The sequence below is a fragment of the Parvularcula dongshanensis genome, assembly GCF_014199615.1.
In the GTDB taxonomy this organism is placed as follows: domain Bacteria; phylum Pseudomonadota; class Alphaproteobacteria; order Caulobacterales; family Parvularculaceae; genus Parvularcula; species Parvularcula dongshanensis.
In genome coordinates this window covers 224,801-245,419 of the sequence record NZ_JACHOB010000001.1, presented here as the reverse complement: position 1 = coordinate 245,419, position 20,619 = coordinate 224,801, and the positions used below count along the sequence as shown (strand labels likewise).

Here is a 20,619-nt window from a genome sequence, read left to right as displayed (position 1 = left end):
ACTTTGAACGGCTGTAATTCCTCCTTAAGGATCACGTGCGCCCTGACGCACCACACGGAGCCTGCCTCATGTCAGTCACCGCGGACCAGTTCGACGACGCCTATGACGACGGCGAGGAGGGCGGCCTTTCCGGCTTCTACGTCCTTGCCATCTTCCTCGCGCTGCTCGCGGTCTTCGCCGTGGTCGTCTACTTCGCCTATCAGCGCGGCCTCGCCAACGCGCGGCTGATGGATTCGGACCTGCCGGTCGTGGCCGCGAACCCCGCGCCCGTGCGCGAGGACGTCCCGCTGACGACCGAAACGTCGCGGCGCGAGGTCTATGACCGGCTCGAGGGGGTGACGCCGACCACCGTGGTCGCCGACGCCGATCCGAAGCGCGATCCGCTCGAAGGCTACGATCAGGCGCCCGCTGCGACCGCGCCGGCGGAAGCCAAGCCCGAGCCTGCGGTCCGCACGGCGGAGGCGACCCCCGCGCCCGTCGCGACGGCGCCTGCGACGCAGAAGCCCGCCCCCGCCAAAGTCGAGCCCGTGAAGGTCGCCGAGGCGAAGCCAGAGCCCAAGCCGGCCGCCGCTACGCCGATGCCGGCCAAGCCCGCACCGGCTCCCGCCCCAGCCGCAGCCAAGGGCACGCACGTCGTTCAGGTCGGCGCCTTCGGTTCCGACGCGGAGGCGACGCGCTTCTTCGACACCCTGTCGAGCAAGTATGGCAGCTTCGTCTCGTCGAAGTCGCCCGACATCCAGGTCGCCGAGGTGAAGGGTACGACCTATCACCGCCTGCGGATCGGTCCCTTCACGTCGAAGTCGGAAGCGCAGAGCTACTGCAACGACCTCAAGGGCCGCGGTCAGGACTGCCTCGTTCGGGGCCTCTGATGGCCACCGCCGCGATCTACGGCTGCGCCGGAGAGACGCTCTCCTCGGACGAGGCGGCGTTCTTCCGCGACGCGGACCCCTGGGGCTTCATCCTCTTCGCGCGCAATTGCGGCGGCACGAAGCAGATCGTCCGCCTGTGCCACCAACTGCGCGAGACCGTGGCGCGCAACGCGCCGATCCTGATCGACCAGGAGGGGGGGCGCGTCGCTCGCCTCAAGCCGCCGCTCGCCCCGCGCCGCCCGCCGATGGACCGCTTCGGCGAACTCGCGAAGCTCGACCCGGAGAAGGCCAAGGAAGCGGCCTTCCTCGGCGCGAAGCTCCTGGCAGAGGACTGCCGGAACCTCGGCATCGACGTGAACTGCGTGCCCGTCCTCGACGTGCCGCAGCCGGGCGCCCACGACATCATCGGCGACAGGGCGCTCTCGACCCGCGCCGAGATGATCGGAACGCTCGGCCGCCAGGTCGTGGACGGCTCGCTCGCGGGCGGCTGCCTGCCGGTGATCAAGCACCTCCCCGGTCATGGCCGTGCGCTCGCCGACAGCCATTTGGAGCTGCCGCGCGTCACCGATGATCGCGAAGAACTCGAAGAAGTCGACTTCGCGCCCTTCCGCGCGCTGGCGGACGCGCCGCTCGGCATGACGGCGCACATCGTCTTCGACGCGCTCGATCCCGACCGTCCCGCGACCCTGTCGGGCACCGTGATCCGCGACGTGATCCGTGAAGGCTTCGGCTTCGACGGCCTCCTGATGACGGACGACCTGTCGATGAAGGCGTTGACCGGACGCTTCCGCGACCGGGCAGAAGCAAGCCTGAACGCCGGATGCGACGTCGTCCTGCACTGCAATGGCGAGATGGCCGAGATGACGGACGTGGCCGAGGGCGCGAAGGCGCTCGAAGGCGAGGCCGCCCGCAGGGGCGACGCCGCGTTGGCGCTCATTCCGCGGGACAGGCCCGACTTCGACCGCGACGGGGCCGAAGCACGCTTCTCAGAGCTCCTGAGGCCCGTTATCACGGTCTGATGCGACCCAAGGAAGACGACTGGGAGGAAGGCCCCGCGCGCGAGACCGCGCCGGAAGACGACCTCGTCGTCACTTTGAACGGTTACGAAGGCCCGCTCGCGGTGCTTCTCGACCTCGCCCAGAAGCAGAAGGTCGACCTTCGCGAGGTCTCGGTCCTGGCGCTCGCCGACCAGTACCTCGCCTTCGTCGAGGACGCCCGGCGGCGCGACCTGTCCCTCGCCGCGGACTACCTCGTGATGGCGTCCTGGCTCACCTACCTCAAGTCGCGCCTCCTCCTGCCCGAGCCGCAAGGGGAGGGGGACGAGCCCACCGGCGACGAGATGGCGGCGCAGCTCGCCTTCCAGCTTCAACGCCTCGACGCGATGCGCAAGGCGGCCGAGGCGCTGACCGCGCTGCCCCAGGCGGGGCGGGACGTGTTCCCGCGCGGCCGCCGGGCGCTGAAGGTCCGGCGGGAGACCGAGTGGCGCGCGGGGCTGATGGACCTGCTCAAAGCCTATTCGGGCGTTCGCGTCCGGACCCTGCCGCAGGTCCACGCGCGGGAGCTGCCTCGCGTGATGACGGTCGAAGCGGCGCGCGAGTCGCTCGGGCGGCGCCTGCCGGGCGTGACCGAGTGGACGAGCCTCGCCGAGCTGTCCGAGGGGGAAGGCGACCTGCCCGCCTCGTCGATCCGCGCCTCGCTCTTCAACGCCGCGCTCGAGATGGCGAAGGCCGGCACGGCCGACATGCGCCAGGAAGGCTCCTTCGCGCCTTTGTACTTGCGGGCGCACCGTGACTGAAGAACGGCCCGAAGAGCTCGAAGAGGAGGCCGCCGACCTCGATACCGAGGTCTCGCGCGTCGTCGCGGAGGCGACGGCGCTTCGTCGCCTCGAAGCGCTGCTCTTCGCCTCGCCTGAGCCCTTGTCGCGCGCGGAGATCGCCGAGCGCCTTCCGGGCGCGGACGTGGCCGCCCTGATCGAGGTCCTGATCGAGCGCTACGCCGACCGGGGCGTCAACGTGCGCACCGTGGCGGGCAAGGTTCAGATGGTCACCGCGCCCGACTGCGCCGACGTCCTCGTCGCCTACAGGACCGAAGGCCGCCGCCTCAGCCGCGCGGCGCTGGAGACGCTCTCGATCATCGCCTACCACCAGCCCTGCAGCCGCGCCGAGATAGAAGAGGTGCGCGGCGTCGCGGTCGCCAAGGGGTCGCTCGACCAACTCTTGGAACTCGGCTGGATCAAGCTCTCGGGCCGCAGGGACGCGCCCGGCCGCCCGCTCCTCTACGCGACGACCGACGCCTTCTTGGAGCAGTTCGGCCTCGACGACGTCAGCCACCTGCCGGGCCGGGCGGACCTCGAGGCGCAGGGCCTCCTCGATGCCCGCCTGCCGCCGGGCTTCGCCGTGCCGAGCCCCCGGGCGGTCGAAGGCGAGCTGACGGGCGAGGACGCGGCGGACGCGCCGGACTTCGTCACCGACTATGACGGCGAGGCGGGCTGATCGGTCAGGCCGAGCGTGTCGGCGACCGACAGAAGCCTCGCGAAGGCGGCGGCAAGGCGTGTCGTTTCCCTCTCGGCGTCTCCTGGCCCGCGGATCTCGCCGAGCCCGAGCGAGAGGTCCGGGCGCGGTATCCGCACCAGGATCTCGTCGCCTTCGAAGGTGGCTGCGAGGCGCCCGTTCTGCGCGATCTCGGCCGCACGCAGGACCCGCGCCATGAAGGTCGTGGTGAAGAGCACGCGGGCGCCGACCTGATCGTCGCTGAAGAGGGTGAAGCGGCGCTCGAACTCGGGGTCCTCCACCCGCACGCGCTCGCATCCCTTGGGCCCTCCGCCGAACACGCCTTCGAGGAAGCCGCCATCGCGCCTGAGGTAGACGCGGGCGGGCAGGGGGCGGGGCAGCGAGAAGCGGGCGTAGACGCCGCGAAAGACCGTCACCGTGCGGGTCTCGGTTCGCAATCGCCCGCGGCTGTCGGTCGTCGTCCGGGTTTCCCTTCGGGTCAGATGGGCGGCGCAGAACTCGGCGCCGACGCCGCGATAGGGGCCTTTGACGTGATGGGTGTACTCGGCCCGGTCGTGGGGCGGCAGGAGCCCTGCGGCCTCGAGCGTCCTCGGATCGATGCCGCCCATGGGGGCGTAGCCGAGGCCGGGCGAGGCGCGCGCCGCGGCCAGCGGATAGATCGCCGCGGCGGCCTCGCGCCGGTAGGCCCGCATCGGCGCTCTCTGCCACGTCCAGGCACCGATGAGGCAGGGAAGGGCGAGGACCGCGGCCAAGACGAAGCGCGCATCGGCGGCGGTGAGAAGGACGAGCGCCGCGCCGCAAAGGGCCAGGGCGGTGACCCCGAGGGCGCCGCCTCGGCGTCCGCGTGCCTTCACGACCGCCTGGCGGCGCGCCCCGTCGAGCGCGTCGAGGCTGCCAGGGGCAGGGGTCACGTCAGGTAGGCATCGGCGTCGATGGGGCCGCGCGCCTCGGTCTGCGCCGCGTAGGACGGCAGCGCCTTGGTCCCGGTCCGCTCGGCGATCAGCGTGCCGGGGAAGATCTGGATCGCGGTGTTAAGCTCGGCGACGGCGGCGTTGTAGTAGCGGCGCGCCGCGGTCAGCTGCGCCTCGACCTCGGCCATGCGTTCGAGCGCGGCCGTTACCGTCCCCTCCGAGCGTAGCTCGGGATAGGCCTCGACCTGCACGCGCAGCTGGCCGAGCCGCCCGTCGAGCGCCTCGGCGGCGGCGAGGTGGCGGCCGACGGCGCCGGGGTCGGTCTTGTCGTAGGGCGCTTGGGCTTCGCCGCGCAGGCGGGTGACGTCCTCGACCAAGGATCGCTCGTGCTCCATGTAACGCCGCGCGAGCTTGAGGAGGTTCGGCACCAGGTCCGCCCGCTGCTGCAGGTGCGCGTCGATCGAGCCCAAGGCCTCGGCGACCTTGTTCCGGCGCGACACGATGGCCGCGTACCAGGCGTAGCCGACGACGAGGACCAGAAGCCCCAGGACGAGAAAGACGAATTCCATACCGGACCCCCAGTGCTTGCGCCAGAAAGATGGCCTTCTTCCTCGGGGCTTAGCAAGCGCGAGGTTACATTCCGGACGGCTCGTCTTCAGGGCTAACCGAGCTTAACCTTTGCGCGCTATCCTAGGTGCTCCTAGATGCCGGTTCCGCATCGTTCCGAAGGAGGCCCCCATGGCCATCGGTTGGCAGCAGCTCCTGATCGTCCTCATCCTCGTGCTCGTCCTGTTCGGCGGACGAGGGCGGATCTCCTCCCTGATGGGTGACATGGCGAAGGGCATCAAGTCGTTCCGCGCCGGCCTCAAGGACGACGACGTGGACGGCGCCGAGGCCGAGCGCGCTCGCCTCGAAGCCGCTTCGCAGCGGCCCGTCGACCCCGCCCTGCGCTCGGAGCAGAGCAAGACCGAGGTCTAACCGCCCGTGTCGCTCGTCCCGCAGCTCGGCTTCGGGGAGCTCGTCCTCCTCGCCGTCCTCGCCCTCGTGGTGGTGGGGCCGAAGGACCTGCCGCGCCTGATGCACACGGTCGGCAAGATGGTGCGCCAGATGCGCAAGCTCGCCGACGAGTTCCGCGCCAGCTTCGATCAGATGGCGCGCGAGGCGGAGATGGAAGAGTTGCGCGAGGAGATCGAACGCTTGAAGTCTTCGAACCCCGTCCGCGAAGTGAAGCAGGCCTTCGACGAGGCCGGCGACGACGCCTACAAGGCGATGGCCGACGTGAAGTCGCACGGCGAGAAGCCCTGACGTGGCCGACGCGTCAGCCCCCGCCCCGGACATGGAGCCGCCCGACGGCGCCGACGACGAGGTCGAAGCCAGCCGCGCGCCGCTTCTCAGCCACCTCGTCGAGCTGCGTTCGCGCCTGATCTGGTCGCTGCTCGCGATCGCGGCGGGCTTCGGGCTTTGCTACGCCTTCTCCTATCCGCTCTACAACCTGCTCACCGTGCCCTACGTGCACGCGGTCGAGCGGCTGCAGGGAAACCCGCCCGTCCTCAACTACTACCCGCTGGAGCTGTTCTTCGCGCGGGTGAAGCTGTCCGCCTTCGCAGGGCTGATGCTCGCCTTCCCGGTGGTCGCCTGGCAGATGTACGCCTTCGTCGCGCCGGGCCTTTACAGGCGAGAGCGCAAGGCGGTCCTGCCCTACCTGATCGCGATCCCCTTCTTGTTCATGGGCGGCATCGCGCTCGTCCATCAACTGATCCTGCCCTTCGTCATGGACTTCGCCTTGTCCATGGAGGCACCTGCCGAGCGGACGGGCCCCGCGAGCTACAATCTGTTCGTGAAGGTGGGGGACTATTTGAACCTCGCGCTGACCTTGATGGTCGGCTTCGGCTTCGCCTTCCAGCTGCCGGTGGTCCTGACGCTGCTGGGGCGGGCGGGGGTGGTGACGCCGGAATGGCTGTCCAAGAACAGACGCTTCGCGATCTGCGGCATCTTCCTGGTCGCGGCCGTGCTGACGCCGCCGGATCCCGTCAGTCAGATCGCGCTCGGCCTGACGATCTGGGGTCTTTACGAGGTCTCGATCATCTCCGTCCGCCTGGCGGCGCGGAAGATGGAAGAAGGGGCGGCCTGAGCCGCCCCTCGGGGACTTAGGACGTGGTCGCCTTCTTGCGGGCCTTCTTGGTCGTCTTGCGGCCGCCCTGCGTGCCGAGGCCGATCTGCTTGGCGAACTCCGAGCGGCGCTTGGCGTAGTTCGGCGCGACCATCGGATAGTCGGCCGGCAGGCCCCACTTCCGGCGGTACTCTTCGGGGCTCATGTCGTACTGCGTGCGGAGGTACCGCTTCAGCATCTTCAGCTTCTTCCCGTCCTCGAGGCAGATGATGTAGTCGTCGGTGATCGACTTCTTCACCGGCACGGCGGGCTTCTGATTCGTCTGCTCCGGCTCGGCGCTGCCCGTCAGGCTGGTCAGCGTCGCGAAGGTGTTGACGAGAAGATCTTGCAGCTCGCCCGCCGGGACGGAGTTGTTGCTGACGAAGGCGCTGACGATGTCGGTCGTCAGGTGCAGCGTCTCCGACCTGTCCATGCCGGGGATGGCTTGAACTTCTTCGTCCATAATGATGTTCCTTATCCGTTCCGTCGGTTGCAAATCCACAGTCCGACTGGGCACCTCGCGAAGGTCGACTTCGCCTCTGTTTGTGCCGTGGAGACTTGAACCTGCATCAATATGATCAGTCATATGGTGATGCTCCTTGGTAGGCAAGGTGCTCCTCAAAAGAAAAGACTGCGGTTTCGCAAAATAGTCGGATCAAGAAAAGTAACCATACCCCAGAGATGGGGGCGGCATGTTGGCGGGTGGCGGCACGGGGCGGGGCCGTGTATGCGGAGCGGAACTCCGCCCCTCCGAGGCTGCCCATGTCCCAATCTCTCCCCGCCACTCCCGACAGCTTCTTCTCGACCGCGATCGAGGAGACCGACGCCGACATCGCCCGCCTGATCGGCGACGAGCTCGCGCGTCAGCAGAACCAGATCGAGCTGATCGCGTCCGAGAACATCGTGAGCCGCGCCGTCCTCGAAGCGCAGGGTTCGGTGCTGACCAACAAGTACGCCGAGGGCTATCCCGGCAAGCGGTACTATGGCGGCTGCGAGGTCGTCGACGAGGTCGAGACCCTCGCGATCGAGCGGGCCTGCCGCCTCTTCGGCGCGAAGCACGCCAACGTGCAGCCCCACTCGGGCAGTCAGGCGAACCAAGCCGTCTTCATGGCGCTCCTCAAGCCCGGCGACCGCATCTTGGGCCTCGACCTCGCGGCGGGCGGACACCTGACCCACGGCTCGCCCGTCAATCAGTCGGGCAAGTGGTTCGACGCGGTCTCCTACACCGTCGATCCGGATACGCATCGCATCGACATGGACGCCGTCATGGCGCGCGCGAAGGAGACCCGACCCAAGCTCATCATCGCGGGCGGCTCGGCCTATGCCCGCACGATCGACTTCGCCGCCTTCCGCGAGGTCGCCGACGCGGTCGGGGCCTTCTTGCTGGTCGACATGGCCCACATCGCCGGCCTCGTGGCGGCGGGCCTCCATCCGAGCCCCATCCCGCACGCCGATGCGGTGACGACGACCACGCACAAGACGTTGCGCGGTCCGCGCGGCGGCATGGTCCTGACGAACGACGACAACGTCGCGAAGAAGGTCCGCTCCGCGCTCTTCCCCGGCATTCAGGGCGGCCCCCTGATGCACGTGATCGCGGCGAAGGCGGTCGCCTTCGGCGAGGCGCTGCGGCCCGACTTCAAGCTCTACACGCAACGGGTCGTAGAGAACGCACGGGCGCTTTCGGGCGTCCTGGTCGAGGCTGGCTACGCCGTCGTCTCTGGCGGCACCGATACGCACCTCGCGCTCGTCGACCTCCGGCCCAAGGGCGTGAAGGGCAACGCGGCCGAAGAGGCGCTCGAGCGTGCCGGCATCACCTGCAACAAGAACGGGGTGCCCAACGACCCCGAGAAGCCTGCGGTTACCTCGGGCATCCGCGTCGGCACGCCCGCGGCCACGACGCGCGGCTTCGGCGTGGCGGAGTTCCAGGAGACCGGGCGCCTGATGGCCCGGGTGCTCGACACCCTCGCCGAAGGAGAAGATCCGTCGCGAATCGTATCGGAAGTTCGCGACGACGTGATGGCGTTAACCAAGCGTTTCCCAATCTACCGTTAACCCCTGGGGCATGCTTGCCCCATTCGTCCTTCTCCTCCTCGCGCCCTCCGCGTCGACGGCGAGCTCGGCGACCACGACCACGACCTTGGTGGCGCAGGACGTCGCGCAGGCCGGATATGAGCGCGGCTACTCCGGCAACTTCGACTTCTCCTTCGCCAACGCGACGGGGAACACAGAGAACATGACCCTGATCCTGCGCGGCCGGCTCGAGTCGCGCGGGCGGATCGTCAACCACAAGTTCGAGGCCGGCGCGCGCTACGCCGAGAGCGGCCCACCCGACGGCGAGCGCAGCCAGACCCAGGAGGCGGCCTTCGCCTCCTACCAGCTCGACGCGACGATCGCGGACAAGGCCTACGCCTATGGCCGGACCCGCTACGACTACGATGCCTTCTCGGGCTTCGAGCAGCGCGTCTTCGTCGGCGGCGGCTTCGGCTACCGGTTCTACGAGCGCGAGGACCTGAACTGGAACATCGAGATCGGCCCGGGCGTGCGCTGGACCGAGTATGACGAGGCGACGATGCCCGCCGACATGCGTATGAACGAGGCGGAGTTCTCGCTCTACGCGTCGAGCGACTTCGCGTGGGACGTGAACGACGCGGTCGGCATCGAGCAGGACTCGCGGATCACCTACACCGACATCAGCGCGACCTTCGAGAGCGAGTTCTCGCTGACGAGCAAGCTGACCGAGAAGCTCTCCGCCCGCGCCTCCTACCTCGTCCGGCACGAGACCAACCCGCCGGCGAACCGCGAGCCGACGGACACCCTCCTCAGCGCCGGCATCTCTCTGGGCTTCTGAGCCGTTGATTCGTCTGTCCTCACACGCGTAAGCGCTCCGTCATGCGTTGCCCCTTCTGCTCAGGCGAGGACACCCAGGTGAAGGACTCGCGTCCCACCGAGGACGCCGCCGCCATCCGCCGGCGGCGGCTTTGCGGCACCTGCGGCGCGCGCTTCACCACCTTCGAGCGCGTGCAGCTGCGCGAGCTGATCGTGGTGAAGTCTTCGGGCAAGAAGGTCCCCTTCGACCGCGAGAAGCTGGCCCGCTCCGTCGCCATCGCGACGCGCAAGCGCGAGCTCGACCCCGAAGAGGTCGAGCGCACGGTGGCCACGGTCGTGCGCGAGCTCGAAGCGGCAGGCGAGGCGGAGATACCCTCGGCCGCCATCGGCGAGAAGGTGATGGGCGCGCTCGCCCGCATCGATGACGTCGCGTTCGTCCGATACGCCAGCGTCTACAAGAACTTCACAGAGGCGAGGGACTTCGAAGCGTTCCTCGCCACAATGCAGGAACGGCGGGACCGATGACCGAAGCTGCCCGCGACGGCTACACCCAGAACGTCCACGACGCGCGCACGCTGGCGCGGCTCGCGGCGGTGCAGGCGCTCTATCAGATGGAGCATTCCGGCCAGGGCGTGGACGGCGTGATCCGCGAGTACCAGGAGCACCGCCTCGGCGGCGAGCTCGACGGCCAGGCGATCCGCGACGCGGATGACGAGTTCTTCTCCGAGCTCGTCCGCGGCGTCGTCGAGACGCAGCGCCGGATCGACCCCTACATCCAGCGCCGCCTGCGCGAAGGCTGGACGCTGAAGCGCCTCGACGCGATCGCCCGCGCGATCCTTCGCTGCGGCGTCTTCGAGCTCGTCCGCAGGCCCGACGTGCCCGCCGGCGCGACCGTGTCCGAGTACGTCGAGATCGCCGCGAGCTTCTTCGGCGAGGGCGAGACCGAGACCAAGTTCGTCAACGGCGTGCTCGACGGCGCGGCGAAGGACGTCCGGGCGGACGAGGAGCGCTGAGGCTGGACGAGTTCGGCCTCATCGCCCGCTACCTCGCGCCGCTCGCGGGGGCGGGCGCGCGGGGGCTGACCGACGACGTCGGAGAGGTCGAGGGGCTCGCCGTCACGAAGGACCTCCTCGTCTGCGGCACGCACTTCCTGCCGGACGACCCGCTGGACACGGTGGCGCGCAAGGCCGTGGCCGCGAACGCCTCGGACCTGATCGCGAAGGGCTGCGCGCCGCGGGCGATGCTGCTGGGCTGCGTCTGGCCCTCGTCGGCGAAGGAAGGCGACGTCGCGGCCTTCGCGGACGGCCTCGAAGAAGCGCTCGGCGCCTACGGACTGTCCCTCGTCGGCGGCGACACCACGCGGGGCGCGACCGGCTTGGTCGTCAGCGTCACCCTGCTGGGCAAACCCTGCGAGGGGCGCATCGTCGGCCGGGCGGGCGCGGCGCCTGGCGACAAGCTCTACCTCTTCGGCACCGTCGGCGACGCCGGCCTCGGCCTTCGGCACCTGACGGGCCAGTGGCGAGCGGGCGAGCACGCGGAGGCGGTGACCGCGGCCTACCGCTTGCCTGGGCCGCCCCTCGCGGCGGCGAAGCTCGTCGCCCACTACGCGAGCGCCGCCCTCGACGTGTCGGACGGCCTAGTCGCGGATGCGGGGCACCTCGGCGCCGCCTCGGGGCTGTCCTGCTTGGTCGAAGCGCTGACGCTGCCGCTCTCTCAGGCCGGCCGGGCCTACGTCGCGGGCGGCGGCAGCGTCACGGACCTCGCGACCGCCGGCGACGACTATCAGCCGCTGGTCGCCGTCCCGAGCGCGCAGGCGCAGCCCTTCGAAGCGGCGGCCAGGAGCGCGGGGCTGACGGTGACGCAGATCGGCCGGTGCGCCGCGGGCGAGCCGGGCTGCACCTTGCTGGACGGGGCGGGGGCGCCGGTCGAGGTCCGGTCCGGCGGCTGGTCCCACTTCTGAGACCAGCCTGGCTCGCTCAGCGAGCGTCGAGGGGCACGTAGTCGCGCTTGGCCGCGCCGGTGTAGATCTGCCGGGGACGGCCGATCTTCTGGTTCGGGTCCTCGAGCATCTCCTGCCACTGCGCGATCCAGCCGACCGTGCGGGCGAGGGCGAAGAGCGGCGTGAACATCTCGGTCGGGAAGCCGAGCGCGCGAAGCGTGATGCCGGAGTAGAAGTCGATGTTCGGGTAGAGCTTCTTCTCGACGAAGTAGTCGTCCTCGAGCGCGATCTTCTCGAGCTTGGTCGCGACGTCCAGGAGCGGGTCCTGAATGCCGACCGCTTCGAGCACCTCGTGGCAGGCCTTCTGCATGACCTTCGCGCGCGGGTCGTAGTTCTTGTAGACCCGGTGGCCGAAGCCCATCAGGCGGAACGGGTCGTCCTTGTCCTTGGCGCGCTTGACGTACTCGCCGACGCGGTCAGGCGTGCCGATCTCCATCAGCATGCGAAGCGCCGCCTCGTTCGCGCCGCCATGGGAAGGGCCCCACAGGCAGGCGATGCCCGCCGCGATGCAGGCGAAGGGGTTCGCGCCGGACGAGCCTGCGAGCCGCACGGTCGAGGTCGACGCGTTCTGCTCGTGGTCCATGTGCAGGATGAAGATCTTGTCGAGGGCGGCCGCGAGCGTCTTGTTGACCTCGTAGTCCTCGGCCGGGACCGAGAAGCACATCCGCAGGAAGTTCTCGGTGTAGTGAAGGTCGTTGCGCGGATGAACGAAGGGCTGGCCGACCATGTACTTGTAGGCCATCGCCGCGATCGTCGGGATCTTCGCGATCATCCGGTGCGTCGCGACCTCGCGGTGCTTCGGATCGTGGATGTCTGTCGAGTCGTGGTAGAACGCCGACAGCGCCCCGACCGCGCCGCACATCACCGCCATCGGGTGCGCGTCGCGCCTGAAGCCGTAGAAGAACTGCTTGAAGTGCTCGTGCACCATGGTGTGGTAGGTGATCGAGCTGCGGAAGTCGGTGCACTCGTCGGCGGTCGGCAGCTCGCCGTGCAGGAGAAGGTAGGCCGTCTCGATCGAGTCCGAGTGCTCGGCCAGCTGCTCGATCGGGTAGCCGCGGTAGAGAAGGACGCCCTCGTTCCCGTCGATGAAGGTGATCTTGCTCTCGCAGGACGCGGTCGAGGTGAAGCCGGGGTCGAAGGTGAACTTGCCCGTCTTCTTGGTGAGCGTCCGGATGTCGATGACGTCGTTGCCGTGGGTGCCGGAGTAGACCGGAAAGTCCTCGCCCTCGATGGTGGCGTTGCCGGTTTGGTTCAGGGTCGATTCCATGGCGTGTCTCCTCGAGAGCTCGGATGAAACGAACGCTTCGGGGCGCGTTTCAGTCCCGAACGGTCATCTGTTTGTGCGGCGCGACAATAACCCCCTAGAGCCTGTCCGCAAGGCGGGGGAGCGCTTCGTCGCGCCCAAGGGCGTGAAGCGTCTCGCCGAGGCTGGGGGAAGGGTTGCCCCCTGTCAGCGCCGCGCGCACGGGCGGCCCGACCTGTCCGAAGGTCAGCCCGTGCGTCTCCGCGAGGCTCTGCAGGCGAAGGTCGAGCGCCGCCGCGGACCAGTCTTGGGCTGAGGAAAGGTCGTCGTGGACGAGGCGCAGCGCTTCGGTCGCCCCCTCCTTGCGAAGCGGCTTCTCGGCCTTGCCCGTGATCTGAAGCGGACGCTCGGCCAGGAGGAAGCCGGCGGCGTCCTTCGCATCCGCGAGTAGCTGGCACCGCGGCTTCAGGAACGGCGCGGCCCGCAGCAGCATGGCGGTCTGCGCGTCCGTGACGTCGCCGAGGAAGGGCAGCGCCCGCTCGACGAACGCCTCGTCTGACAGGGCCTGCAGGTGATGCGCGTTCAGGTTCCGCATCTTGTCGGGGTCGAGGCGGCCGGGCGCCTTGCCGATGCCGCCGAGCGAGAACCATTCGAGCGCCTGGGCGCGGGTGATCACCTCATCGTCGCCGTGCGACCAGCCGAGCTTGAGAAGGGCGTTGAAGAGGCCGTCGGGAAGGAACCCCTCATCGGCATAGGCCTCGACGCCGAGCGCGCCGTGCCGCTTGGAGAGCTTCTTGCCGTCCTGGCCGTGGATCAGCGGCACGTGCGCGAAGAGGGGAGTGCCCCAGCCCATCGCCTCGTAGATGTGCTTCTGCCGCGCGGCGTTGGTCAGGTGGTCGTCGCCGCGCACGATGTGGGTGACGCCCATGTCGTGGTCGTCGGCCACCACTGCGAGCATGTAGGTCGGCGTGCCGTCGGAACGCAGGAGCACGACGTCGTCGAGCGCCGCGTTGGGGAAGCGCACCTCGCCCTGAACGGCGTCTTCGATCACCGTGTCGCCTTGAAGCGGCGCCTTGAGGCGGACGGAGTAGGGGCCTTCGCCCGGCGCGCCGTCGCGATAGGGCGAGGTGAAGCGCTCATTCGCTTCGCGGGCCCGCGCCTTCGCCGCTTCGAGGTCCTCTCCCGCGAGCCAGCACTTGTAGGCGCCGCCCTTCTCGAGCAACGCCTGCGCCACCTCGGCGTGCCGCGCCTGGCGCGAATGCTGGCTCACCGGCTCGCCGTCCCAGTCGAGGCCGAGCCAGCGCAAGCCTTCGAGGATCGCCGAGGCGGCGTCGTCGTTCTGCCGCGCCCGGTCCGTGTCCTCGATGCGCAGAAGGAACTTCGACCCCTCGGGTCCGCCCCGCGCGAGCAGCCAGTTGAACAGTGCCGTCCGCGCGCCGCCGATGTGAAGGTAACCCGTTGGCGAGGGCGCGAAGCGTGTCACGATGGGCGTGGGCGTTGCGGACATGGGGGGCCTTGAAAGGGTGGCGAGAGCCCGCGTGATAGGCATGGGGATGGGGGCTGCCAACCGCCCGGCGCGGTTCGGCCCGCTGCTGGAGGACGTGGGGGCGACCCTCGGCGCCTGGACCGAGCGGGAGCGGCATCGCTTCGTCCTGCTCGCGCCGGTGCTGATGATCGCGGGCGTGGCGAGCTACCTTTCTCTGCGGGTCGAACCCCCGCTCCTCCTCGGACCCTGCGTCGCGCTGACGAGCCTGCTCGGTTGGGGCCTCGCTTCCCGGCGAGACCGCATGAGCCTTCGCCTGGTCGCCCGCGCCGCTTTCTTCGCAAGCCTCGGCTTCGCCCTGATACAGATGCGTACTCACGCCCTGGCCGCCCCCGTCATCCGCCACGAGACGCCGCCCGTGACCGTCGAGGGCGTGCTCGAGCGGGTCGAGCGCCGCGAGCAGGGGCTCCGCTACACGCTGCGCGTCGAGCGGGTCGGCGGGTTCCGCGATGCGGACACCCCTCACCGCGTCCGGATCAGCTGGCGGGGCCGGCCCACCGGCGCGGCGCCCGGCGACACCGTCCGCCTCAGGGCAGTCCTGTCTCCGCCGCCGGGCCCGGCGCTTCCGGGCGGCTACGACTACGCCCTGGCCTTGTGGTTCGAGCGGATCGGCGGGGTAGGCTACAGTTACACCGGTGCGCGCGTCCTGCGCCGGGCCGAAGGGCTTCGCCCGGGCGCCCGCCTGGAACGCCTGCGCGAAGCGGTTGCGGACCGGATCGAGGCGCGGGCGGGGGAGCGGGCCGGCGGGCTCGCGGCGGCGCTCGTCACCGGCAAGCGGGAGCGAGTGCCCGAAGCCGTCACGCAGCGCCTTCGCGATACCGGCCTGGCCCACCTCCTCGCCATCTCGGGGCTGCATATGGGCCTCGTCTGCGGCTTCCTCTTCGCCGGGCTCCGCTTCGTGCTCGCCCATTGGGAACGGGCGGCGCTCCTCTGGCCGATCAAGAAGATCGCAGCGGGGGCGGCGATCGGGGGCGGGGCGGTCTACCTCGCGCTCTCGGGCGCGCCGATCTCGGCGCAGCGGGCCTTCGTGATGGCCGCCGTCGCCTTCGGCGCGGTGCTGTTCGACCGTCGGGCCGTGTCGTTGCGCAACGTCGCCCTGGCCGCGCTGCTCATCCTCTGCCTGCGGCCGGAGGCGGCGGCCTCGGCAGGGTTCCAGATGTCCTTCATGGCGGTCACCGTCCTCGTGGCCGCCTTCAGCTGGGCGGAGAGCCGGCGAAGGCGCGGCGAGGCGGGTGCCGGCTCCCGCCCCTTGCGCTTCCTAGGCGGTCTCTTCGCGACCTCGGCACTCGCCGGTGCCGCCACGGCGCCCTTCGCGGTCTACCACTTCGGCCGGATCGCCGTTTGGGGCCTGCCCGCGAACCTCGCCGTCATGCCCGTCGTCACCCTGCTCGTGATGCCGACGGCGGTGATGGGGCTGCTCCTCATGCCGATCGGGCTCGACGGGCCGCTTTGGTGGCTGATGGGGCGTGGCCTCGAGCTCGTGCTGGCGGGCGCGGGTTGGTTCGAGGACCTGCCGGGCGCCGTTCGCCTCGTGGCCCAGCCGCCGGCCGCGGCGTGGCTCCTGGTCATCGGCGGGATGCTGACGCTCTGCCTCTTCGCGGCACCCTGGCGGCTCGCGGGGCTTCTCGCCTTCCCGCTCGCCGCGATCGCGGCGCAGAACGCACAGCGCCCGGACGTCTTCATCGGCAGGGACGCGCGTCAGGTCGCCGTCCGCGTCGAGGTGGACGGCGAGGACCGGCTCTCCCTCCTCAGCCGCCGCCGCGACCGCTTCTCCGTCGAGACGTGGCTAGGCCATCTCGGCCTGCCGGCGGTCATCGCCGATCAGCCCAGGTTCGGAGAGTGCGGAGAGGACGCCTGCAGCGTCGCCATGCCGAACGGCGGCACGCTGAGCGTGGCGGAGACGCCTGCGGCCGCTGCGTCGGCCTGCCGGAGCGCGCAGCTCGTCGTCTATACGGGCTACGCGCCGGCGGCGCTCGGCGGCTGTTCCGCGCTCTTGTTCACGGCCGAAGCGCTGGAAGACGCGGCCCCTGTCACCCTGACCGGCGACGTGGTCCGCATCAGCGCGGCGGCGCGCGGCTGCCGCCCCTGGGCCGGCTGCGCCCGTCCTTGATCCGCCCTCAAACCACCTGCGGCTTGGCCGCGAACATGGTGTAGTTGACGCTGTCGTCCTCGGTCACGCGCCAGGCGTCGAGCACGGGCGTGTAGCTGATGCCTGCGACGCGCGTGACCGTCATTCCTGCCCCCTCGAGCGCGCGGCGCGCCTCTTCGGGCCGGACGAACTTCGCGTACTCGTGCGTGCCCCGCGGCAGCCAGCGTAGCACGTACTCCGCGGCGAACTTCGCCGTCAGTAGCGCCTTCAGCGTACGGTTGATCGTGGCGACCGCCATCAGGCCGCCCGGCTTCACGAGGCTCGCGCTTTCCGACAAGAAGAGCTCGATGTCGGCGACGTGCTCGACCACTTCGAGGTTCAGGACGGCGTCGAAGGGCGCTTCGCCCGAGGCGGCGAGCGCCTCGACCGTGGTCGCGCGGTAGTCGATGTCGAGCTTCGACTGCTCGGCATGCATGATCGCGGTCTTCACGTTGCGCTCGGCGGCGTCGATGCCGACGACCTCGGCGCCGAGCCGGGTCATGGGCTCCGAGACGAGGCCGCCGCCGCAGCCGATGTCGAGGAGCCTCAGGCCCTCGAGCGGCCTCTTCGCGTAGCGGTCTCGGCCGAACTGCGCGCAGATCTCGTCGCGGATCAGGCCGAGGCGGATCGGGTTGAACTTATGCAGCGGCTTGAACTTGCCGAGGGGGTCCCACCACTCCGCCGCCATGGCCGAGAACTTGTCGATCTCCCCCGGATCGATCGTGGTTCGTTCGGCCGCCTTCTCGTTCGCCCGCTCGTTCGCCATGTGTTCCATACCTCGCCTTGCGGGGGTTTCACGCTTTCTCTAGTCAGCCCTAGCTAGGCGGCCATGCGGGCAGCGCCAAGGATGACGTCGGAAAGAGCCGATGGAAGAGAACAGCGACAGGCTGGTCATGAAGTTCGGCGGGACCTCCGTCGGCGACCTCGAGCGCATCGAGCGGGTGGCGCGTCACGTACGCGCGGAGATCGAGCGCGGCCGCAAGGTCTGCGTCACCGTCTCGGCCATGTCGGGCGAGACCAACCGTCTGGTCGATCTGACCGAGAAGGCGGGTGGCGGGGACGTCTCCCGTACCCCGGACTACGACGCCGTCGTCTCGACGGGCGAGCAGGTGACCGCAGGGCTATTGGCCCTCGTTCTGCAGCGCCAGGGGATCCGCGCGCGCAGCTGGCAGGGCTGGCAGGCGGGCCTTAGGACCGACGACAGCCACGGTGCGGCCGTGATCGAGGACATCGACGGCGAGACGCTCGGCGCCGCCATCGACACGGGCGAGATCGCCGTCGTCTCGGGCTTCCAGGGCGTCTCGCCCGATGGGCGGATCTCGACCCTCGGACGGGGCGGCTCGGACACCACGGCCGTCGCGCTCGCAGCCGCGCTCGGCGCCTTCCGCTGCGACATCTACACCGACGTCGACGGCGTCTACACGACCGACCCGCGCATCGTGCCGGGCGCCCGGCGCCTCGACCGCATCTCCTTCGAGGAGATGCTGGAGATGGCCAGCTTGGGCGCAAAAGTGCTTCAGACCCGTTCCGTCGGCCTCGGGATGACGCATAATGTGCCGATCCGGGTGCTCTCCAGCCTGGAAGAGCCGCAGGACGACCCCGCCAACACCCTGATCACGTCCGAGGAGCACATCATGGAACGCCGAGTCGTCTCCGCCGTCGTCCCATCCCGCGCCGAAGCGAAGATCTCGCTACTCGGCGTGCCGAACACGCCCGGCAAGTCCGCGACCATCTTCGCGGGGCTGGCATCGGCCAAGGTCAACATCGACATGATCGTGCAGAGCCAGGCGAGGGCGGGGGAGGCGGCGAACGTCTCCTTCACCCTCAAGGAAGCCGACCTGTCACGGGCGCTCTCGCACCTCGCCGAGATGAAGGACGAGGTCGGCTACACGGACGTGATCGCCGATCAGAACGTGTCCAAGGTGTCGATCATCGGCGTGGGGATGAACGACACCTCCGGCGTCGCGGCGCAGATGTTCCGCACGCTCGCCGAGCGCGGCATCAACATCCAGAACATCTCGACCTCCGAGATCAAGATCAGCGTGCTGATCCCGGCCGAGTACACGGAGCTCGCCGTCCGCGCGCTGCACGACGCCTTCGAGCTCGGCACGGTCGGCGCGGCGGGCGCGGGCGGTCCGCGAGCGTTCGTGTGAGCGAGACGGGCTACGTCCCGCGGCCCCGGTCGAGCCCGCGCGTCCTCCTCAAGAGGCTGCGCGAGATCATGGCCGAGCCGGCCGAGCCGCAGGCGCGGCTCGAGAAGCTCGTTCGTGCGATCGCGGCGAACATGGTCGCCGACGTCTGCTCGATCTACGTGCGGCGGACCTCCGGCGCGCTCGAGCTCTTCGCGACGCAGGGTCTGAAGCCCGAAGCCGTCCACGCGACGCGCATGGCGCCGGGCGAGGGCCTCGTCGGCTGGGTCGCCGACCGGCGCCAGCCGCTCTCGGTGACCAACGCCCCGGCGCACCCGTCCTTCTCCTACCGGGCGGAGACGGGCGAAGACCCGCTGCAAGCCTTTCTCGGCGTGCCTGTCGTCCGCTCGGGCCAGGTCCTCGGCGTCCTCGTGGTCCAGAACCGCACGCAGCGCCGCTACACCGACGACGAGATCGAGGCGGCGCAGATCGTCGCGACCGTGCTCGCCGAAATCGTGCCGACGGGCGACCTTCTCGACGAGGCGGACACCAAGGAAGCGCAAGCCCTCCTCGAGGCGCCCGAATCGGGGCGCGGCGCCGCAGTCTCGGCGGGCATCGCCATCGGCACCGTCGCGCTGCTCGAACCCGACTCCCGAACGCACAAGGTCTTCGCCGAGTCCGTCGCCGCCGAGAAGACGCGTCTCGAGGACGCGGTCGCGGGGCTGCAGAAGTCCGTGGACGAGATGATCGCCACGGACGCCAAGGTCGCAGGGGTCAGCCGCGAGGTGCTCGAGGTCTACCGCCTCTTCGCCTACGACCGCGGCTGGGTCCGCCGGATCGAGGAGAAGGTGCTGTCGGGCCTGACCGCCGAGACCGCGGTCGAGCAGGTCCAGGCCGAGAACCGCGAGCGGATGCGCGCCGCGCCCGACCCTTACCTGCGGGAGCGCCTGCACGACCTCGAGGACCTCTCCCGGCGTCTGATCCGCGCGCTCCAGGGCCTCGAAGGGCCGCCCGAGCTACCCGAAGGCGCGATCCTCATGGCGGAGACGCTCGGTCCCGCCGAGCTTCTCGAGCTGAGCACCGACCGCCTCGCGGGCCTCGTCCTCGCCGATGGCGGCGGGACGAGCCACGCGGCCATCGTCGCGCGTTCGCTCGGCCTGCCCTTCGTCTCGGGCCTGCCCGGCATGGTCGAGAGCGCGCGGCCGGGCGACACGGTGATCGTCGACGGCGACACCGGCGAGGTCCACCTCCGCCCGCCCAGCGACGCCCTTCGGTCCTACGCCGACAAGAAGGCGATGCGCGAGCGCAGGCTCGAGGCGTACGCGGCGCTGCGCGACGAGCCAGCCGTGACCAAGGACGGCGCGCTCATCGACCTTCAGATGAACGCGGGGCTCCTCCTCGACATGCCGCATCTGAAGGAGACCGGCGCCAGCGGCATCGGCCTCTTCCGGACCGAGCTTCCCTTCCTCATCGGCCGGACCCTTCCGACCGCGGCGGAACAGGAGCACCTCTACCGCGAGGTGCTCCGCGCGGCGGGCACCAAGCCGGTCGTCTTCCGCACGGCGGACATCGGCTCGGACAAGCGCGCCACCTACATGACGCAGCCCGTCGAGGCGAACCCGGCCATGGGCTGGCGCGGCCTGCGCGTCAGCCTCGACCGCGAAGGCCTGTTCCGCACGCAGCTGCGCGCGATGATCGCGGCGGCTGGCGGGCGGGAGCTTCGCGTGCTCCTTCCGCTCGTCACCACGGTCGAGGAGGTCGAGGCCGCCCGCGGCGTGATCGAGAAAGAGCTGTCCCGGCGCAAGCGCGGCCGCAAGCCGGTGCCGTCCTCGGTGATCGTCGGGGTGATGATCGAGATCCCGTCTGCGGCCTGGTCGGCCCGCTCGATCGCGGCCGCCTCCGACTTCGTCTCGATCGGCGGGAACGACCTGGCGCAGTTCTTCTTCGCCGCGGATCGCGAGTCGGCGCTCGTCTCCTCGCGCTACGACCCTCTGTGTCCAGCTTTCATCGGCTTCGTCGGCCGTACGATCAGCGAGGCGAAGGCGGCGGGGCGGCCCGTCGGCTATTGCGGCGAGCAGGCTTCGGACCCGCTTATGGCGCTCGTGCTGATGGGGCTCGGCCTGCGCTCCTTGTCCGTCACGGCCTCGTCGGTCGCGCCGCTCAAGGCGATGATCCGTTCGGTCGACCTAGGCGCTCTGAGTGGCTGGCTGAACGAAACGCTCGCGGCGCCCTCAGGGGAGCTTCGGCGCGAGGTCGAGGCCTATGCCGAGGCGGCGGGCGTCGCGCTGCCGAGCTGGGCCTGAGGCCAGCTT

21 protein-coding genes are annotated in these 20,619 nt (G+C 69.8%); 15 read left to right on the top strand and 6 right to left on the bottom strand.

Features of this window, described 5'->3' with window-relative positions; translation table 11 throughout:
- Window positions 1–68: 68 nt before the first annotated feature.
- The 4 genes from GGQ59_RS01080 to scpB are packed head-to-tail and all read left to right on the top strand — an operon-like array spanning window position 69 to window position 3,361.
- The gene (locus GGQ59_RS01080) at window positions 69–869 is read left to right on the top strand and encodes an SPOR domain-containing protein (protein ID WP_183815036.1); all 801 of its coding nucleotides are present in this window, start codon (window positions 69–71) and stop codon (window positions 867–869) included.
- Window positions 869–1,888, top strand: coding sequence for a beta-N-acetylhexosaminidase (gene nagZ / locus GGQ59_RS01075; RefSeq protein ID WP_183815034.1), 1,020 nt, complete (start codon window positions 869–871; stop codon window positions 1,886–1,888). The genes GGQ59_RS01080 and nagZ overlap by 1 nt, the downstream gene beginning before the upstream one ends.
- Window positions 1,888–2,664: a segregation and condensation protein A gene (locus GGQ59_RS01070; protein ID WP_183815032.1), complete on the top strand. Its 777-nt coding sequence runs from the start codon at window positions 1,888–1,890 to the stop codon at window positions 2,662–2,664. The genes nagZ and GGQ59_RS01070 overlap by 1 nt, the downstream gene beginning before the upstream one ends.
- Window positions 2,657–3,361, top strand: a complete 705-nt coding sequence (gene scpB / locus GGQ59_RS01065; RefSeq protein ID WP_183815030.1) for an SMC-Scp complex subunit ScpB — start codon at window positions 2,657–2,659, stop codon at window positions 3,359–3,361. Before GGQ59_RS01070 ends, scpB begins: the two co-directional genes overlap by 8 nt.
- Here scpB and GGQ59_RS01060 read toward each other — a convergent pair.
- Both GGQ59_RS01060 and GGQ59_RS01055 read right to left on the bottom strand, forming a co-directional pair.
- Window positions 3,340–4,290, bottom strand: coding sequence for a DUF3137 domain-containing protein (locus tag GGQ59_RS01060; protein ID WP_183815028.1), 951 nt, complete (start codon window positions 4,288–4,290; stop codon window positions 3,340–3,342). The genes scpB and GGQ59_RS01060 overlap by 22 nt on opposite strands.
- Window positions 4,287–4,859, bottom strand: coding sequence for a LemA family protein (locus tag GGQ59_RS01055; protein WP_183815026.1), 573 nt, complete (start codon window positions 4,857–4,859; stop codon window positions 4,287–4,289). Before GGQ59_RS01055 ends, GGQ59_RS01060 begins: the two co-directional genes overlap by 4 nt.
- A gap of 169 nt (window positions 4,860–5,028) precedes the next feature.
- Between GGQ59_RS01055 and GGQ59_RS01050 the strand changes: the two genes are divergently transcribed.
- From GGQ59_RS01050 to tatC, 3 genes are read left to right on the top strand one after another with little or no spacing between them, the layout of a single operon-like run.
- Entirely contained in the window at window positions 5,029–5,268 is a 240-nt protein-coding gene (locus GGQ59_RS01050) for a twin-arginine translocase TatA/TatE family subunit (protein ID WP_183815024.1), read from the top strand.
- A 6-nt stretch (window positions 5,269–5,274) separates the two neighbouring features.
- Window positions 5,275–5,595, top strand: a complete 321-nt coding sequence (gene tatB / locus GGQ59_RS01045) for a Sec-independent protein translocase protein TatB (RefSeq protein WP_183815021.1) — start codon at window positions 5,275–5,277, stop codon at window positions 5,593–5,595.
- Between the two features lies 1 nt (window position 5,596).
- Window positions 5,597–6,421 (top strand): twin-arginine translocase subunit TatC, encoded by an 825-nt coding sequence (gene tatC / locus GGQ59_RS01040; RefSeq protein WP_221400817.1) that lies wholly within the window; start codon window positions 5,597–5,599, stop codon window positions 6,419–6,421.
- A gap of 16 nt (window positions 6,422–6,437) precedes the next feature.
- Here tatC and GGQ59_RS01035 read toward each other — a convergent pair whose 3' ends face one another.
- On the bottom strand, window positions 6,438–6,902 hold the full coding sequence (locus GGQ59_RS01035; protein WP_281373691.1) for a Ros/MucR family transcriptional regulator: 465 nt from the start codon (window positions 6,900–6,902) through the stop codon (window positions 6,438–6,440).
- Window positions 6,903–7,201: 299 nt separating this feature from the next.
- Between GGQ59_RS01035 and glyA the strand changes: the two genes are divergently transcribed.
- From glyA to thiL, 5 genes are read left to right on the top strand one after another with little or no spacing between them, the layout of a single operon-like run.
- Window positions 7,202–8,491: a serine hydroxymethyltransferase gene (glyA, locus tag GGQ59_RS01030; protein ID WP_183815019.1), complete on the top strand. Its 1,290-nt coding sequence runs from the start codon at window positions 7,202–7,204 to the stop codon at window positions 8,489–8,491.
- Between the two features lie 10 nt (window positions 8,492–8,501).
- The gene (locus GGQ59_RS01025) at window positions 8,502–9,287 is read left to right on the top strand and encodes a DUF481 domain-containing protein (RefSeq protein ID WP_183815017.1); all 786 of its coding nucleotides are present in this window, start codon (window positions 8,502–8,504) and stop codon (window positions 9,285–9,287) included.
- 41 nt (window positions 9,288–9,328) lie between these two features.
- Entirely contained in the window at window positions 9,329–9,790 is a 462-nt protein-coding gene (nrdR, locus tag GGQ59_RS01020) for a transcriptional regulator NrdR (protein WP_183815015.1), read from the top strand.
- The gene (gene nusB / locus GGQ59_RS01015) at window positions 9,787–10,278 is read left to right on the top strand and encodes a transcription antitermination factor NusB (RefSeq protein ID WP_183815013.1); all 492 of its coding nucleotides are present in this window, start codon (window positions 9,787–9,789) and stop codon (window positions 10,276–10,278) included. The genes nrdR and nusB overlap by 4 nt, the downstream gene beginning before the upstream one ends.
- Window positions 10,275–11,225: a thiamine-phosphate kinase gene (thiL, locus tag GGQ59_RS01010; RefSeq protein WP_183816638.1), complete on the top strand. Its 951-nt coding sequence runs from the start codon at window positions 10,275–10,277 to the stop codon at window positions 11,223–11,225. Before nusB ends, thiL begins: the two co-directional genes overlap by 4 nt.
- Before the next feature lie 16 nt (window positions 11,226–11,241).
- Here the strand turns inward: thiL and gltA are convergent, their stop codons facing one another.
- Together gltA and gltX are read right to left on the bottom strand one after the other, a co-directional pair.
- The gene (gene gltA / locus GGQ59_RS01005) at window positions 11,242–12,531 is read right to left on the bottom strand and encodes a citrate synthase (protein ID WP_183815010.1); all 1,290 of its coding nucleotides are present in this window, start codon (window positions 12,529–12,531) and stop codon (window positions 11,242–11,244) included.
- 94 nt (window positions 12,532–12,625) lie between these two features.
- Window positions 12,626–14,014, bottom strand: a complete 1,389-nt coding sequence (gltX, locus tag GGQ59_RS01000; RefSeq protein WP_183815008.1) for a glutamate--tRNA ligase — start codon at window positions 14,012–14,014, stop codon at window positions 12,626–12,628.
- 46 nt (window positions 14,015–14,060) lie between these two features.
- Here gltX and GGQ59_RS00995 point away from each other — a divergent pair, with 46 nt between their 5' ends.
- Window positions 14,061–16,160 (top strand): ComEC/Rec2 family competence protein, encoded by a 2,100-nt coding sequence (locus GGQ59_RS00995; RefSeq protein ID WP_183815005.1) that lies wholly within the window; start codon window positions 14,061–14,063, stop codon window positions 16,158–16,160.
- A gap of 7 nt (window positions 16,161–16,167) precedes the next feature.
- Here the strand turns inward: GGQ59_RS00995 and ubiG are convergent, their stop codons facing one another.
- A complete protein-coding gene (gene ubiG, locus GGQ59_RS00990) occupies window positions 16,168–16,953 on the bottom strand; it encodes a bifunctional 2-polyprenyl-6-hydroxyphenol methylase/3-demethylubiquinol 3-O-methyltransferase UbiG (RefSeq protein ID WP_246408223.1) in 786 nt (261 codons plus the stop codon).
- Between the two features lie 91 nt (window positions 16,954–17,044).
- Here ubiG and GGQ59_RS00985 point away from each other — a divergent pair, with 91 nt between their 5' ends.
- A complete protein-coding gene (locus GGQ59_RS00985; RefSeq protein WP_183815003.1) occupies window positions 17,045–18,331 on the top strand; it encodes an aspartate kinase in 1,287 nt (428 codons plus the stop codon).
- 68 nt (window positions 18,332–18,399) lie between these two features.
- Window positions 18,400–20,610: a phosphoenolpyruvate--protein phosphotransferase gene (gene ptsP / locus GGQ59_RS00980; protein WP_183816634.1), complete on the top strand. Its 2,211-nt coding sequence runs from the start codon at window positions 18,400–18,402 to the stop codon at window positions 20,608–20,610.
- Window positions 20,611–20,619: the final 9 nt, after the last annotated feature.